This window comes from Streptomyces alfalfae, from assembly GCF_004127445.1.
GTDB lineage: Bacteria > Actinomycetota > Actinomycetes > Streptomycetales > Streptomycetaceae > Streptomyces > Streptomyces alfalfae.
Genome location: NZ_QEXM01000036.1, coordinates 109,810 through 124,722 on the forward strand (window position 1 = coordinate 109,810; position 14,913 = coordinate 124,722).

Below are 14,913 nucleotides of genomic sequence, written 5' to 3' on the forward strand. Positions count from 1 at the left end.
CCTACCCGCGGGGGCACAGTCACCCGTGTCGAACGGGAAGCGCGCCCCAGCGGTTCCGGCACGGTCCACACCCGGCCCCGCGGGGGCCCCGGCCCGCGACGGTGACAAGAACGACATGGCTCGCGCCACTCGGGGCCCCGGCCGCCTTCCGCCTGCGCATGGTGATCGTGTCAGTGAGCCACCGGGGCCCGGCGCGTCCGCCGGGTCCCCCTCTCGCACAGGAGACGATTCTCATGCGTGCCACCCACCGTGCCCGAACACTTCTGATCGCCGCGGCCATCGCCGCCGGGGCGTGCACCCTCACGGCCTGCCGGGAGGACGCGACCGACGCGGGGTCCGGCGGCTCCGCCACGGCCGCGTCCGCCGAGGGCGCCTCGGCCGGCCAGGGCAACTCGGCGGACGACGACTCGGCGGCCGACGACAGCGCCGCCGACGAGGACGCCGCGGGGGACGACGCCCCGGCCGGCGTCGACAAGGGCGTGAACGGCGCCTTCGCGGGCGGGACCGTGGAGTACCTCGCCCCGGAGAAGTACATCGTGAGCGTCGACGGCAAGGAGCAGCAGTTCTACGTGTCGAGCGGCACCGGCGTGTACGGCGCGGGGACGCTGTGCGGCGAGTACAGCACCAGGGCCACGACGCGCTGCTCGCTGAAGGACCTGCGCGACGCTGCCAAGAGCGGGTCGGTCGCCGCGGACGTGGTGGTCAAGGGCGGGGTCGCCACGAGGATCACCGAGCGCCCGGCCCCGGACGAGGGGCCCGCCGTCGACGACCAGTGACCGCCGGGGCCGGGAGGCCCGAGCCCGGCCCGCCCACCGGGCGGGCCGGCCGCCCCCGGCCCGGCCCGTCCTCCGCGGCGGGGTCAGGCGGAGGGCTTGCGGACGGTGAAGGTGCGGTGCGGAGGGGCGAAGGTGCCGACCGCTGTGCTGTTCGGTGTGCGCACCGCGCTGAAGCGGATCCTGTCCTCGCCGCCGTGTTCGCCGAACACCTTCTTCACATAGGCGTCGAGGCCGTTGATCTGCCGCTGGCGTGCGTAGATCTCCTCCAGCGCGACCTTCTGCTCCGAGTCGATCCTCCCCTGCTTGCTCCGCCACGCGTCGTCACCGGGCACCCTGGGGATGCCGTCGAAATCCTCCTGGGTCTGCACCGTGAACGTGTCGACGAGCCGCAGCTCGCTCCTCGTCTCACCGGGGTGGGCCGCGTAGACGAAGACGTTCAGGCCGTTGACCTCGCCGCTCTCGATCTTCTTCTTGATCTCGGGCCACTCGGTCGTCGTGAGGACGCTTCGGGCGTCGATCCCGTCCAGCACGTGCGCGCTGACCCAGTCCGTGAGCGCCTCCGCGTACGACCTCGACAGCCGCAGCCACAGCTCACCCATGGTCGGGGAGTCGTCCCACCGGGGAAGCCCGAATCCGAGGCCGTTGAAGATGTAGCCCTGGACCGACGACTCCAGGGCCACGCCCCGGCCCACGTTGGCGTCGTTGATGGCCTCGGCCGCACCCATCTTCGACCAGATCTGACCGCGCTCCGCCGAGGCCGAGGCGCGGCCCGCCAGGCCTCCGTCGAACATGCCCTCCGTGTCCTGGTGCTGCAGGAACCACGTGTAGTTGACCTTGTGCCCCATCACGTCGTCGGCATGGAGTCCCTCCATGATCCCGGTGACGGCGGAATGATTGACGGGGCTCCGCTCCTTCCGGCCGCCCACGGCCATCCGCAGGTCCTCCTCCAGGGTGCCCAGCCAGTCCTTCACGCCCTTCCTGAACCCGGGCTTCGTGCTCAGCGGTTTGACGCGGTTGATGCGGTCCCACAGGACTCTCGCGTCCCCCTTGAACCTCACCTGCGCGCGCGTCAGTCCGCCGTCCTCCTCCTCCGACCCGGACGATTCGGCGGAGTCGGGCGTACGGGGCCGCGCCGCGGCCCGCCCGTCGTCCGCCCGCTGCACGGGCGCCGCGTCCTCGGCGGCGCGAGCCGTGTGAGCGGAGCGCTGGACCGCGCCTTCCCCGGCGTACGGCCGGCTCATCACGCGCGTCGCGTTCGCCTCGGCCTCGCGCTCGAAGCGGTCGGACGGGTCGGAGACCAGGACACCGGCGCCGTTGTCCGTCCCGGCCACCGGGCCCCGGCGCTGCTGCACCACATGGGTGAGTTCGTGGGCGAGCGTGTGCTTGTCCATGCCCTCACGGCCGACGACGACGTGATGGCCGGACGTGTAGGCCCGCGCGCCGATCTCCGCCGCCGAACTCCGCGCGGCCTCGTCGGTGTGCAGCCGTACGTCACTGAAGTCGGCGCCCAGCCGCGCTTCCATCTCCGTGCGCAGCGGGGTGTCGATCGGCCGGCCGGCGGAGCCGAGCACCTCGTGGACCGCCGACCGCTGCACCGCGGGTTCGTGCCCGCAGCCGGCGCCGTGTTCGTGCCGCTGCTCCTCGACGGCTCTGGCCACGGCGGCGTTGCCCGCCAGACGTTGGAGGGCCAGCAGCCCGTCGGGGCCGGCGGGCGCTTCGGCACGCCCGTGTCCCTTCCGGCTCGCTACGGCCCTGTGTACCGGCTTGCGTGCGTGCACGAGCACCACCTCCGAGTGGACGAACCCCCAGGTATATCCGGCGGCCCCGCCTCACCGGACGAGGCGAAGGGCCACATCCGGGGGCCGCCGCGGCATTCCTTTAAGGGCAGTTCGCGCGACGCCGGACCGGCGGTGGCGACGCCCGGGAGGGCGGGCTTCAGGCAGTCGCGGGTTCCGCCGGGAGCCCGGTGGCGCTGCCCGGCGTGGCCCTGATCGCCGAGATGTCGAACTGCAGGCGCACCTTCTCGCTCACCATGGTGCCGCCCGCCTCCAGGCGCTGGTTGTAGACCAGGCCCCACTCCGTGCGGTCGATCGTGGTGGTGCCGTCGAAGCCCGCGCGTTCGAAGCCGAAGGGGTCCACGACGGAGCCCAGGTAGTCGAGCTGCAGCTCCACGGGGCGGGTGACGTCCCGGATGGTCAGGTCCCCCGTCATACGGAAGCTCTCGCCGCCCTCGTGGAGCGTGGACGTGCTGCGGAACGTCATCTCCGGATGGCGGCGCGCGTCGAAGAAGTCCGCGCCGACGAGATGCGCGTCGCGCTGCTCGACGCCCGTGTCGACGCTGCCGACCTGGATGGTGATCTCGGCCCGCGACGCGGAGGGCCGCGCGCCGTCGAAGTAGAGCGTGCTGTCGTAGTCGCCGAAGGCGCCGCGCACCGTCGTGACCATCGCGTGCCGCACCGAGAAGCCGATGCGGCTGTGCGGGCGGTCGATGGTCCACTCCCCGGTCAGCGCGCGCAGTGCGGGGTCGAGCGGCGCCGCGCCGGCCGCCGTCGAGAAGGGCGCGCCCGGTCCGACATCCTGCGTCCGCTCTATGGTCGCCGTCTGGCGGCGGCTGAAGATACCCATGATGTCCGTGGTCTCCTTCGGAATCGATCACTCCGTGCTATCACGCCCGGGGCCGGGCGTGAGCTGCGAGATGGGAGGCCTCGTCCGGGTTCCATGGTGTCGACGGCAAAGCTCTACGAGATCGGCACGGATGGGGGCCCGCTCACGGCCGGTCCGCCGGCGCCCGAGGTCACAGCGGCGCCTCGGCCGGGGCGCGGGCGGGCTCGTCCTCGAAGCGGAGGAGGTCGCCCGGCTGGCAGTCGAGCACCTCGCAGAGCGCGGCGAGGGTCGAGAAGCGCACCGCCTTGGCGCGGCCGTTCTTCAGGACCGCCAGGTTGGCGGGGGTGATCCCGACACGCTCCGCCAGCTCGCCCACGGACATCTTCCGCCGGGCCAGCATCACGTCGATGTCGACGGCGATCGGCATCAGATCACCCCGGCGAGCTCGGCCCGCATCCGGGTGGCCTCGACGTCCCGCGCCACGGCCTGGGCGAGCAGCGCCCGCAGGACGAGGACGACCAGCGCGACGCCCATGACCGCCACGCCGACCCCGCCGAGCAGCAGGACGACGCCCGGCGCGACGGCCTCGCCGGGCGCCAGGACGACCCCCAGGGCGAACACCAGAAGGGCGGCGGCCGCGAAGGCCCCGGCCACGGTGTCGACGTAGCGGAAGGCGGCGGGAGAGAACACCGTGCCGCGCCGCGTCATCGTCACGAGCCGCCATACGCATGTCATGACGACCTGAGCCGACACGATGCCCAGGAGGACGATCGTGAGGACCGGTGTGCGCTGCGCCGCGAGCGCCGCGTCGGCGCCGTCCAGGTCGGCCGCGAGCAGCGGCAGCAGTACCGCCTGCGCGAACAGGGAACCGGCCCCGAGCGCCGCGATCACGGCGCGCAGGGCCAGCACGGTCGTTCGTCCCATCGTCTTTCCACCCCTCGGTCACGGGCCGACGACTGTCGATCGACCCACGATGGGAATGTATCGAAAAACGATAGGTGTGGCAACGGTGGACCCGTTGAGGCGTCCTGTGGGGGCTACGACGCCTGCGTGCGGCGCACGCACTCCGCGACCATGGCGCTCAGGCTGCCCGTGCGCTCCACCAGCTCGCGCTGGACACGGGCCCCGTTGCCGTGTTCGAGCAGGCCCGCGGCCGTCCTGCGGACCATGTCCAGGTCACCCGTGTCGGCGAGGGCGTCCTCGACGTGGTCGATGAGCGCCCGCACCACGTCGGCCCCCGGGGCGGGCCGCATGGTCACCGGATCGAGCAGGACCTCGTCGACTCCGGACCTCGCCGCCCGCCACGCGGCCAGGCGCAGCAGGCTGACGCCGTGCGGCAGCGGCGGCCGGCCCGCGCGCCAGTCCCGCGCGGCCGTCTCGACCAGCGCCCTGGCCAGCGCGGCGACCAGGATCGTCGTCGAGGCCTCCAGGCAGACGTCGGCGACCCGGATCTCGACGGTCGGGTAGCGGTGGGAGAGCCGGGCGTCGAAGTAGACCATCCCGCGGTCGCGCAGGACGCCGCTGGCCACCATGTCGTCGACCTGCCGCTGGTACTCCCCGGCCGAGCCGAACAGCTCGGTCGGACCGGCCATCGGCCAGCGCCCCCAGACCCGGTTGCGGTAGCTGCTGTACCGGCTGTCGTTCCCCTGCCAGTAGGGGGAGTTGCCGCTCAGCGCGACCAGCACGGGCAGCCAGGGCCTGACGCGGTCGATGACGGCCACGCCCTCCTCGTCCGAGTCGACGGACACGTGGATGTGGCAGCCGCAGGTCAGCTGCTCCTGGGTGGTGAGGCCGAACTGCTCGTCCATCCACTGGTAGCGCGGGCCCACGTTGAGCTTGGGGCTGACCGGCAGGGGAGAGGTGGCGAGGGCGGCGACGGCGCCCCCCACGTCGCCCGCGTGCCGGTCCGCGTCCGCGCGCCACCGCACGACCTCGTCGAGGAGGCTGTCCATGCTCGTACGGGGCTGCGTGGCGAACTCCAGCTGCTGCCCCTGGAGCTCCGTCTCGAAGGTCTCCTCCTCGGGAGCGCGGTAGTCGGAGTCCTGGGGCTCCACACCGGTGTTCTCGCCGGTGTCCCTGGCGGCCCGTGCCAGTACCGCCGAGGACAGCGCCCTCGGTTCACCGCTCTCGCGGTCGATGAGGAGAAGCTCCTCCTCCACTCCTACAGTGCGCACGCTGCCCATCCTTAGAACTCTCCCTGCCGGCGGCGGGCGCCACCGGACTTTCTCGGGGGTGGCGGGAACCACCGTTCCGTCCAGGTACCCCGATCTCGGTTCCGCAGCCGCCGACCGAGGGCTACGGACCGTCGAATGTTTCAGCGAGGCCGTTTCGGCAAAGCGATGTTTTATGGTGCAAATCGGCTACACAATGATGACGGAGCAGGCCGGGCCCCGCGCTCTGGTCGACGATGTGGTCGCGGCGGAGCGCGCCGGATTCGACTTCTCGGTCACCTCCGACCACTACTTCCCGTGGCTGGAGTCGCAGGGGCACTCGCCGTACGCCTGGAGCGTCCTCGGCGCGGCGGCGCAGGCGACCTCGCGCATCCCCCTCATGACCTATGTGACCTGCCCGACCGTCCGCTACCACCCCGCCGTGGTGGCGCAGAAGGCCGCGACCATGCAGCTCCTCGCCGAGGGCCGCTTCCGGCTCGGCCTCGGCTCCGGCGAGAGCCTCAACGAGCACGTCGTCGGGACCGGCTGGCCCTCGCCGCAGGTCCGCATCGAGATGCTCGAAGAGGCCATCGAGATCATCCGCGCGCTCTTCACCGGCGACAACGTCAACCACCAGGGAACCCACTTCGACGTCGCCAACGCCCGCCTCTGGGACCTGCCCGACGAGCCGCCGCCCATCGGCGTCGCGGTCTCGGGCAAGCGGTCCTGCTCCCTGGCCGGACGCCTCGCCGACCTGGTCATCGCGACCGAGCCCAAGGCGGAACTCCTCGACGCCTTCGACCGGCACGGCGGCGGCGGAAAGCCCCGCGTCGGGCAGCTCCCGGTCTGCTACGACCCCGACAAGGACGCGGCGATCGCCCGCGCCCACGACCAGTTCCGCTGGTCCGTCGGCGGCTGGCCGGTCAACTCCGAGCTGCCGGGCCCCTCCGGCTTCGCCGGCGCCACCCAGCACGTGACCCCGGAGGAACTGGCGAAGACCATCCCCTGCGGCGACGACGTCGACGCCTTCGTGGAGGCCGTACGCCCCTTCGCCGACGCGGGCTTCACGGAGATCGCGCTCGTCCAGGTGGGCGGCGACCACCAGCGTCCCTTCATCGAATGGGCGGAGAAGAAGCTGCTGCCCGCGCTGCGCGAGCTCTGACCACCGGATACCCGCGACGCCACCGGGTACCCGCGCCCCGAAAGCCACCAGCCACCCCACGAAAGAGATCAGCGTGAACGACACATCGAACGCCGCGGCGGCCGACCCGGAGTCCCCTTCCCCCGACCTGGTGCAGGTCGTCCTCGACAAGTGCTCGGCGGCCGACGCGGACACGGTCTTCGGCGTGCTGCGCGAGCACTTCCCCTCCGACCGGGGCGACGACGCGCCCCGCCAGACGGGCCAGTCCGAGCCCGCCGTGTGGACCGGGGAGTTCTGCGCGGACAAGTCCCCCGCGTCCGTCTCCGGCGTGCTGCTCGCGGACTCCGTCACCGCCGATCTGCAGGGCGGCCCCGTCGCGGTCGGCCGGGTGCGCTCGGTCCTGGAGTCCGCCTTCGTCGCCGAGGCGGGCGGCACCGTCTCCGGCGACCAGGAGGTCCAGCTCCAGCTCCGCCTCACGGGCGCCGAGCACGGGGAGCCCCGCGAGAAGGCCTGATCGGACGCACCCCGCCGCGTGTCGTACGCCGAACCAGCGGACCCCGCACCGGCGTACGGCATCGTGTCGGGGGTGAGAGCGGCATCGGCACGGGCAAGCGGCTCGGCCCTGCTCACGGTGGCGCTGCTCGGCGCGCTCACCGGCTGCGGCGGGGCCGACGTACGCGAGGACGCGGCGGCGCGGGCGGCGACCCGCTTCGAGGAGAGCCTGCGCACTCCGGACGCCGCCTGCGCCGCGCTCGCCCCCGGCACCCGCGAGGAACTGGAGCACGACGCCGAGCTGCCCTGCGCACGCGCCCTGCCCGACGCCGGACTGCCCGAGGCGGGTTCCGTCCGCTCCGTCGACGTATACGGGACACAGGCACGGGTGGTGGCCGCTCGCGACACGCTCTTCCTGTCGTTCTTCCCGCAGGGCTGGAAGGTCGTCGCCGCGGGCTGCTCCCCGCGGCCCGCGCAGCCGTACCGGTGTCGGATCAAGGGCGGTTGACCATGCGGTCCCTGTTCACGGCGTACCTGCTGATGGTGGTCGGCGGCCTCGCGTACTGCATGGTCATCGGGCTGACGCGGCGATGACGCGGCTCCGCGGCTTCCTCCGCGACAACGGTCTGACCCTGGTCTTCGGCGCGGGCTTCCTGCTCTCCCTGGCCGGGCAGGCCGTCGCCGGGCATGCCGACCTCGACACCCGGCTCGTCGCCGAGGGCCTGGCGCCGCTGGGCTTCGGCGGCTACCTCCTCAGCTCCGACTTCGCCGTGGACGTGACGGAGAACTGGCAGTCCGAGTACCTGCAGTTCTTCCTCTAAATCTTCGGCACGGTCTGGCTGCTCCAGCGCGGCTCACCGGAGTCCAAGCAGCTCCACGAGGCGGGCCCGGAGTCGGACGAGGAACAGAAGGCGGGGCGGCACGCCACCCCCGGGTCACCGCGCTGGGCGTCCGCCGGCGGCCTGCGCCAGTCCTGGTACGCGCGCTCCCTCGGCACCCTGATGTGCGTGCTCTTCCTGCTCTCCTGGCTGACCCAGTCCGTGACGGGCGTGGCCGCCCACAACGAACAGCACCTGCGAGAACTCCAGGCGCCCATCAGCTGGGCGCAGTATGTGGGCTCCGCCGACTTCTGGTCCCGCACGCTGCAGAACTGGCAGTCCGAACTGCTCGCCGTGGGGTCGATGGCCATCTTCTCCGTCTATCTGCGCCAGCGCGGCTCACCCGAGTCCAAGCCCGTCGGCTCACCGCACGGCGCGACCGGCGTCGAGGGCTGAGGCATCCGGGCCGGGGCGTCGGCCGGCGGCTCGCGGGGGCCGGCCGTTCAGGCGGAGCGCAGGGCGCTGCGCCCCTGCCGCCAGTGCGCCAGGAGCAGCGCGCCGAGCCGGTCCTCCAGGAACCCGGTGGACTGGATGCCGAACGCCACGTCCGCGTCGAGGTCCGGCTCGGCGGCGAGAAGGCCGCCCACGACGTCCCGGCGCACCACCTGCTCGTGCACCGCGTCCGCCTCCACGTGCTCGTCGTAGAACCGCTGGGCGGCCGGTCCCGCGCCGACCCGGCGCAGGGCGGCGGCCAGCCGGCGCGAGCCGGGCGGTGAGGTGACCTCGACGGCCGCGAAGTGCCCGACCAGCGCGCCGCGCAGCGCGCGGTGCAGACCGAAGAGCGACATCAGGTTCACCGTGGCCAGGACCTCCGCGGGCGCCGCGTCGACGTAGTGGCCGTAGTCCGTCTCCAGGTCCAGGTCGGCCATCAGCTCCGCGAACAGCCGCGCGTGGACGTCCTCGGCGCGCCCGGCGCCGAACTCGTCGAACTCGATGGCCACCATGGCGGCCTTGGCCCGGCCGTGCAGCCGGGGGATGACCCAGGCGTGCGGGTCGGCCTCCTTGAGGTGGTAGAGCGAGCGCAGGGCCGCGTACTCCTTGAGCTGCCACAGCTCGCCCCCGCGTTGGAGGTGGTGGCTGACGCTGCTCTCGTCGTGGCCGACGGGTTCCACGAGGAGCCCGGCAAGGGCCTCCTCCGCGGTGTCGACCGAGGGGACGTCGGCGCGCAGCGCGGCGAGGAACCGCCGCTCCATGGCCTGTCGGAGGGCGAGCAGCCCGGGGTCCCACTCCCGCTCGTCGGAAACGTCCGCGTAGCCCTGGTAGTGCAGTTCGTACAGGACGTAGAGGGCGAGCTGGAGGTCTTCGCCGTACGGGTCGGCGTCCGCCGCCTGCCGCTGGAGGGCGGGGGCGGGACCGCCCTGCCGCAGGGCGACGACGACGCCTTCGGACAGCTCGCCGCGGGGGGCGGGCAGCGCGGGGCTGCGCAGCCGGGATTCGCGGACCGCGGTGGGGGCGCTCATGACGTCCTTTCCGTTTCCCCGGAGTCGGCCGCCGTGCGCGCACGGCGGCCCTCGGGCTTCACTCGCTTGCGGTGGCTGGTGTCGCACCACGGGTACTTGCGGCTGCGGCGGCAGGTGCAGATCGCGACGGTGAAGCGGCGCGAGGTGTGGACGGCGCCGTCCTCGCCGACCACCTCGACCGGGCCCTCCACCAGGAGCGGTCCCTCGGGGTCGACCGTGACGCGGCGGGGGCGGTCATCGGCGTTCGGCACGGATCACCACCAGCTCTTCCAGGTTCTCGTCGGCGCCCAGGAGGTTCTGGCTGCGCAGCCACGCCCTGCGGGAGCGGAGCACGGGGCCGAGCGGTATGTACTCCCGGTCGGTGACCTTGGGGACCATGCCCGCCTCTCTGAGCCGGGTGAGGGAGGCGTCCACGCCGCAGAGCGCGGAGTGCACCATGAGCAGCACGCCGCCCTCGGCCAGGGCCTTGGGCGCCGCCTCGCAGATCCGGTCCACGACGGTACGCCCGCGGGGCCCGCCGTCCCACGCCCGCGCCGCGCCACGCCGGGGGAGGACGGGGGACGGCGAGGGCACGTAGGGCGGATTGCTGATCACGAAGTCGTACGGGCCGTCCGGCGCCTCGGTCGTCAGGTCGGCGCGGAGCACGGTGAGCGACTGCCCGGTGAGGCGGGCGTTGAGCCGCGCGGTCAGCACGGCGCGGCGGGAGATGTCGACGGCGGTGACCCGTCCGCCTTGGCGGGCTGCTGCCACGGCGAGCGCGCCGCTGCCGGTGCCCAGGTCGAGGACGGAGGCGCCGTCGACGGCCTCGCGGCGCAGGGCGCGGGTGAGCAGCGCGGTGTCGTGCTGGGGGGCGTACACGCCGGGCAGGGCCAGCAGGCGCGCCGGGCGTGGCGGGGTCGGCATGGGTATCCGCGTCTGCGTGGTCATACGGCGTCTCCCGTCTATGGGAACTCCCACGTGGGGCGTCCCTCCCTCCACACTCCGCCGGTTCGCACGGGGTCACCAGTCGAACGATGACAGCTGGTGATAATCGGTGACATAAGGCGACATGGTGCGAACGGTTCGGATTTCTTCCAGGCTTCCGTCCCGGGACTGAGTGCCCGCCCGGCACTGATCCATTCCTCGGCGCGGGGAAGTCGTCGGCGCGCGGCACGGACGCGAGGAGCGCGTCGCCGAGCAGCGGCGCGGCAGCGCCGGCTACTGGTCCGGTGTGGTGTGGCGGTGCCGGGCCCAGGCGGGCAGCACGAACCAGCAGAGCAGGTACCAGGCGACGACTCCGGCCACCAGATAGGGCACCACGGCGTTGTGCGTGGCGACGCGCAGGACGAGGAGCAGCGCGGCCGTCAGGGTGCCGAGGAGCAGCAGCAGGCCCACGAGGGTCAGGCGGGAGGCCCAGACGACCGCCGCGGGTTTGATCCAGCGGCCCGTCACCAGGCGGTGGAAGGAGACGGGGGCGATGAGGGCGCCGGTCGCCGCCGAGCCGAGGACGACCGTCACGATGTAGATGAGCCGGTCGGTGTCACCCAGGGCCTTGAACCGTTCCGTGAAGACGACGGTGAGCAGGAAGCCGAAGAGGATCTGCACGCCGGTCTGCGCCACGCGCACTTCCTGGATGAGCTCGGCCCAGCGCCGGTCCGCGCGCTCGTCCTGCGTCTCCCGGCGGCCGTCGCCGGGCCCGTCGCCCCCGGGCCCCTCCCGGGGTCCGTCATCGACATTGCCGCGCGAGGTGTCCACGGCTTCGAGTCTGCACAGGATGCGGGCGGACCACAATCGGAGCGATCAACGCTGATTCACGTGGCGGGGGCGGGGCAGACGGACCGCGAACGAACGACCCGGAACGCCCCCGAGGGAGGAGCCCCCGTGCTGCTGGCACATCCCGTCCTGCTGCAAGACCTGGTGGAGCGCTACAAGGCCCTGGCGATGCTCCGCGCCGACCAGGGCAGCGCGGCGAGCCGTCAGGAGTTCCAGGACATCGCGTACAGCCTGTGCGTCGCGACCGGCACGAGTGACGTCGACGCCGCGCTGGTCGCGGCCAGTCACCGGCTGCCGGGGGCCCGGACGACGGACGACTCCCTGCTGACGGCCTGACCCGCCGTCCGCCGCCCCCGCCCCGCGCGGTCCGCCCGGCCGGGTCCTACTCGGCCGGGCCGTACCAGACCGTCGTGGCGTTGCAGAACTCGCGGATGCCGTGGCCGGACAGCTCGCGGCCGTAGCCGGAGCGCTTGACGCCGCCGAAGGGCAGCCCGGGGTGGGAGGCGGTCATCCCGTTGAAGAAGACGCCGCCGGCCTGGAGGTCCCGCACGCAGCGGTCCATGTCGGCCTCGTCGCGGGTCCACACGTTGGAACTCAGCCCGAACGGCACGTCGTTGGCGAGCGCCACCGCCTCGTCCAGGTCCCGCACGCGGTACAGCGTGGCCACCGGCCCGAACGTCTCCTCCCGGTGGACGCGCATCTTCGGGGTGATGTCCGTCAGGACGGTGGGGGAGTAGAACCAGCCTTGGTCCCGGCCCTCGGGGCGCCCGCCGCCGCAGAGGGCGCTCGCGCCCTGGCCGAGCGCGTCGTCGACAAGTTCTTCCAGGTCGGCGCGGCCCCGCTCGCTGGCGACCGGGCCCACGTCGGTGTCCCGCTCGAGGGGATCGCCGACGGTCAGCTCCCGCATCCCGGCGACGAACCGGTCGCGGAAGTCGTCGTAGACGTCGGCGTGCACGATGAAGCGCTTGGCGGCGATGCAGGACTGGCCGTTGTTCTGGACGCGGGCGGTCACCGCGGTCCGCGCGGCGCGCGCCACGTCGGCGCTCGGCAGGACGAGGTAGGGGTCGCTGCCGCCGAGTTCCAGGACGATCTTCTTGATCTCGTCGCCCGCGACGGAGGCCACCGAGCGGCCCGCCGGCTCGCTGCCGGTGAGGGTCGCGGCGGCCACCCGGTCGTCGCGCAGGATCGCCTCGACGGCGTCCGACCCGATCAGCAGCGTCTGGAAGCACCCCTCGGGGTATCCGGCGCGCCGGAAGAGGTCTTCCAGGTACAGGGCCGTCCGCGGCACGTTCGACGCGTGCTTGAGCAGGCCCACGTTGCCCGCCATGAGGGCGGGGGCGGCGAAGCGCACCACCTGCCAGAGCGGGAAGTTCCACGGCATCACGGCGAGCACGACGCCCAGCGGGCGGTAGCGCACCAGGGCCCGCGCGGCGCCGGAGTCGGACACGTCGGCCTGCGCGGGGTGCTCGTCGGCGAGCAGTTCCGCCGCGTGCTCGGCGTACCACCGCATGGCCTTGACGCACTTCGCCGCCTCGGCCTCGGCCGCCTTGACGGGCTTGCCCATCTCGGTGGTCATGGTCCGCGCGATGTCGGCCGCGTCCTCTTCGAGGAGGTCGGCGGCCCGGTTCAGCAGCCGGGCGCGCTCGTCGAAGCCGGTGGTGCGGTGCTTCGCGTACGCCGCTTCGGCCGCCGCGAGGCGGCGCTCGATCTCCGCGGTCCCGAGCGGTTCGAAGGTTTCGAGCGTCTCACCGGTGGCGGGATTGACCGTGGCGATGGGCATGCGGTTCCTCCTGGGGGGTGCCTGGGCGCGGCGGATGGGCCCCCGGCCCGGGATGGCCAGCGTAGGCCGGGGGACGCGCGGGGGCATACGGAGAGACCGGAACGCGCCGCCCCGGGGGAGATGGGAGAGGAGGGCGGCGCGTTCCGGCCGGGAGGGACCGTCAGTCCGTGGAGAGCGCCTCCAGGAGCTGTCCGGCCTTCGGGTCGGCGAGGGCGCGGGCCGCGTCGGCGAGCGCCACCATCCCGACGAGGGAGTGGCCGTCGATCACGGGGAGCCGCCGCACCTTGTGGCTGGTCATGGTCGCGAAGACCTCGTCGGCGCTGTCGTCCGCGCCGATCGTCACGGCCTCGCTCTGCGCGAGTTCCCCGACGAGGACCTTGGAGGGGTCCTTGCCCTTCCCGAGGACCTTGACCACGATGTCGCGGTCGGTGAGGACTCCCTTGAGACGGTTGTCGGCGCCGCAGATGGGCAGCGCGCCGACACCGAGTCCGGTGAGCTTGGCGGCTGCCTGGAGGACGGTCTCCTCGGCCCCCGCGCACTCGGCGCCCGGAGTCATGATGTCGCGAGCGGTGGTCACGTATGCCTCCTTGCCGGTCGTTGGGCTTCGCGGTCCGGCGGTACCGGGCCGCCGACGCCCTCCGGGTGCCCAGCGCCCGGGACGTGACACCTCCTCCGCCCGCCTTCGTTCAGAGTCCGAGCGCGGTGAGGCCCGGGTGATCGTCGGGGCGGCGGCCGAGGGGCCAGTGGTGGAGGCGGCCGGACTCCGCGATGGGGAGGTCGTTGACGCAGGCGTGGCGCACGCGCATCAGGCCGTCGTCGCCGAACTCCCAGTTCTCGTTGCCGTAGGACCGGAACCACTGCCCCGAGTCGTCGTGCCACTCATAGGCGAAACGCACCGCGATGCGGTGGCCGTCGTGCGCCCAGAGCTCCTTGATCAGCCGGTAGTCGAGCTCGCGGGCCCACTTGCGGGACAGGAAGGCGACGATCTCCGCGCGTCCGGTGACGAACTCGGCGCGGTTGCGCCACCGGGAGTCCTCGCTGTACGCGAGGGCCACCTTCTCGGGGTCGCGGCTGTTCCAGCCGTCCTCGGCGAGGCGGACCTTCTCGATCGCCGTCTCGCGGGTGAAGGGGGGTACGGGGGGCCGCGTCATGGTGGTCGTGTCACTCCTGATGGTCATGGTCACTCCTGGGCCTGCCGGATGGAGAACGATCGTTCTCCACTGTAGTAGCCTCGGACATGTCAGAGAACGTGCGTTCTCACACACGGTCGATCCCGGGAGGCGCCCATGGACCACGCCGAGGCGGAGACCAGGCTGCTCGACGCCGCGGAGGGGCTGTTCTACGAGCGGGGCATCCAGGCGGTCGGCATGGACCAGGTGCGCGCCGCGTCGGGGCTCTCGCTCAAGCGGCTCTACCGGCTCTTCCCCGCCAAGTCGGAGCTGGTCAAGGCCTGTCTCGACCGCAGGGACCGCCGCTGGCGCGCCCGGCTCGCGGCCGCGGTGGGGGAGCGGCCCGAGGGGGACGAGCGCGTCCTCGCGGTCTACGACTGGCTGCACGCCTGGTTCACCGAGCCGGACTTCCGCGGCTGCGCCTTCGTCAACGCGTACGGCGAACTCGGCGCCGTCGACCCGGCGGTGGCCGACGCGGTGCGCGCGCACAAGCGGGCCTTCCGCGCGTACATGGCGGAGCTGGTGACGGCCGCGGGCCATCCGGAGGCGCTGACCGGCCCCCTGGTCCTGCTCGCGGAGGGCGCCATGACGGCCGCCGCGATCTCGGGCTCGCCCGAGGCGGCCCGCGAGGCGCGGCGGGGGGCGGAGCGGCTGCTCGGCGCGGCGGCCGGGCGGTCCTGATCGGGGATCAGGACCGCCCGGCCGCGGGCC

Annotated in this window: 18 protein-coding genes and 1 pseudogene; 7 read left to right on the plus strand and 12 right to left on the minus strand. The window is 72.9% G+C overall.

Annotated features, from left to right (window positions below; genetic code table 11):
• Window positions 1–233 precede the first annotated feature (233 nt).
• Window positions 234–776 (plus strand): hypothetical protein, encoded by a 543-nt coding sequence (locus DCW30_RS14910; RefSeq protein ID WP_062778986.1) that lies wholly within the window; start codon window positions 234–236, stop codon window positions 774–776.
• 83 nt (window positions 777–859) lie between these two features.
• Here the strand turns inward: DCW30_RS14910 and DCW30_RS14915 are convergent, their stop codons facing one another.
• The 5 genes from DCW30_RS14915 to DCW30_RS14935 all read right to left on the minus strand — a co-directional run bounded on the left by DCW30_RS14915 (window position 860) and on the right by DCW30_RS14935 (window position 5,554).
• Window positions 860–2,470: an eCIS core domain-containing protein gene (locus DCW30_RS14915; RefSeq protein WP_237283524.1), complete on the minus strand. Its 1,611-nt coding sequence runs from the start codon at window positions 2,468–2,470 to the stop codon at window positions 860–862.
• 241 nt (window positions 2,471–2,711) lie between these two features.
• Window positions 2,712–3,401: a YceI family protein gene (locus DCW30_RS14920; protein WP_076683006.1), complete on the minus strand. Its 690-nt coding sequence runs from the start codon at window positions 3,399–3,401 to the stop codon at window positions 2,712–2,714.
• Window positions 3,402–3,570: 169 nt separating this feature from the next.
• Window positions 3,571–3,807, minus strand: a complete 237-nt coding sequence (locus tag DCW30_RS14925) for a helix-turn-helix domain-containing protein (RefSeq protein WP_062778982.1) — start codon at window positions 3,805–3,807, stop codon at window positions 3,571–3,573.
• Window positions 3,807–4,304, minus strand: a complete 498-nt coding sequence (locus DCW30_RS14930; RefSeq protein ID WP_076683004.1) for a DUF2975 domain-containing protein — start codon at window positions 4,302–4,304, stop codon at window positions 3,807–3,809. Before DCW30_RS14930 ends, DCW30_RS14925 begins: the two co-directional genes overlap by 1 nt.
• Before the next feature lie 113 nt (window positions 4,305–4,417).
• Entirely contained in the window at window positions 4,418–5,554 is a 1,137-nt protein-coding gene (locus DCW30_RS14935; protein WP_076688570.1) for a glutamate--cysteine ligase 2, read from the minus strand.
• Between the two features lie 172 nt (window positions 5,555–5,726).
• Between DCW30_RS14935 and DCW30_RS14940 the strand changes: the two genes are divergently transcribed.
• From DCW30_RS14940 to DCW30_RS14955, 4 genes and pseudogenes are all read left to right on the plus strand, one after another.
• Window positions 5,727–6,692 carry an LLM class F420-dependent oxidoreductase gene (locus DCW30_RS14940; protein ID WP_076683002.1) on the plus strand — a complete coding sequence of 322 codons (966 nt, stop codon included), beginning with the start codon at window positions 5,727–5,729 and terminating at the stop codon, window positions 6,690–6,692.
• Window positions 6,693–6,765: 73 nt separating this feature from the next.
• Window positions 6,766–7,185 carry a hypothetical protein gene (locus DCW30_RS14945; RefSeq protein ID WP_062778973.1) on the plus strand — a complete coding sequence of 140 codons (420 nt, stop codon included), beginning with the start codon at window positions 6,766–6,768 and terminating at the stop codon, window positions 7,183–7,185.
• A gap of 72 nt (window positions 7,186–7,257) precedes the next feature.
• Window positions 7,258–7,671, plus strand: coding sequence for a hypothetical protein (locus DCW30_RS14950; RefSeq protein ID WP_237283319.1), 414 nt, complete (start codon window positions 7,258–7,260; stop codon window positions 7,669–7,671).
• A gap of 82 nt (window positions 7,672–7,753) precedes the next feature.
• Window positions 7,754–8,437 (plus strand): annotated as a pseudogene (locus DCW30_RS14955) (DUF6766 family protein).
• A gap of 47 nt (window positions 8,438–8,484) precedes the next feature.
• Here the strand turns inward: DCW30_RS14955 and DCW30_RS14960 are convergent.
• From DCW30_RS14960 to DCW30_RS14975, 4 genes are all read right to left on the minus strand, one after another.
• Window positions 8,485–9,501 (minus strand): iron-containing redox enzyme family protein, encoded by a 1,017-nt coding sequence (locus tag DCW30_RS14960; protein ID WP_076683000.1) that lies wholly within the window; start codon window positions 9,499–9,501, stop codon window positions 8,485–8,487.
• Entirely contained in the window at window positions 9,498–9,752 is a 255-nt protein-coding gene (locus DCW30_RS14965) for a CDGSH iron-sulfur domain-containing protein (RefSeq protein WP_076682998.1), read from the minus strand. Before DCW30_RS14965 ends, DCW30_RS14960 begins: the two co-directional genes overlap by 4 nt.
• Window positions 9,736–10,428 (minus strand): HemK2/MTQ2 family protein methyltransferase, encoded by a 693-nt coding sequence (locus DCW30_RS14970; RefSeq protein ID WP_079249889.1) that lies wholly within the window; start codon window positions 10,426–10,428, stop codon window positions 9,736–9,738. The genes DCW30_RS14965 and DCW30_RS14970 overlap by 17 nt, the downstream gene beginning before the upstream one ends.
• Window positions 10,429–10,698: 270 nt before the next feature.
• On the minus strand, window positions 10,699–11,235 hold the full coding sequence (locus DCW30_RS14975) for a DUF6328 family protein (protein ID WP_076688565.1): 537 nt from the start codon (window positions 11,233–11,235) through the stop codon (window positions 10,699–10,701).
• Between the two features lie 126 nt (window positions 11,236–11,361).
• On the opposite strand from DCW30_RS14975, the gene DCW30_RS14980 reads away from it, so the two are divergent.
• On the plus strand, window positions 11,362–11,589 hold the full coding sequence (locus DCW30_RS14980) for a DUF5133 domain-containing protein (protein WP_076682996.1): 228 nt from the start codon (window positions 11,362–11,364) through the stop codon (window positions 11,587–11,589).
• Window positions 11,590–11,635: 46 nt separating this feature from the next.
• On the opposite strand, the gene DCW30_RS14985 is transcribed toward DCW30_RS14980, so the two are convergent.
• From DCW30_RS14985 to DCW30_RS14995, 3 genes are all read right to left on the minus strand, one after another.
• Window positions 11,636–13,033 carry an NADP-dependent succinic semialdehyde dehydrogenase gene (locus DCW30_RS14985; protein WP_076682994.1) on the minus strand — a complete coding sequence of 466 codons (1,398 nt, stop codon included), beginning with the start codon at window positions 13,031–13,033 and terminating at the stop codon, window positions 11,636–11,638.
• Window positions 13,034–13,193: 160 nt separating this feature from the next.
• Window positions 13,194–13,610 (minus strand): CBS domain-containing protein, encoded by a 417-nt coding sequence (locus DCW30_RS14990; RefSeq protein WP_076682992.1) that lies wholly within the window; start codon window positions 13,608–13,610, stop codon window positions 13,194–13,196.
• A gap of 109 nt (window positions 13,611–13,719) precedes the next feature.
• Entirely contained in the window at window positions 13,720–14,211 is a 492-nt protein-coding gene (locus DCW30_RS14995; protein WP_103557355.1) for a nuclear transport factor 2 family protein, read from the minus strand.
• Window positions 14,212–14,319: 108 nt separating this feature from the next.
• Here DCW30_RS14995 and DCW30_RS15000 point away from each other — a divergent pair, with 108 nt between their 5' ends.
• A complete protein-coding gene (locus DCW30_RS15000; RefSeq protein WP_119271196.1) occupies window positions 14,320–14,883 on the plus strand; it encodes a TetR/AcrR family transcriptional regulator in 564 nt (187 codons plus the stop codon).
• Window positions 14,884–14,913 lie beyond the last annotated feature (30 nt).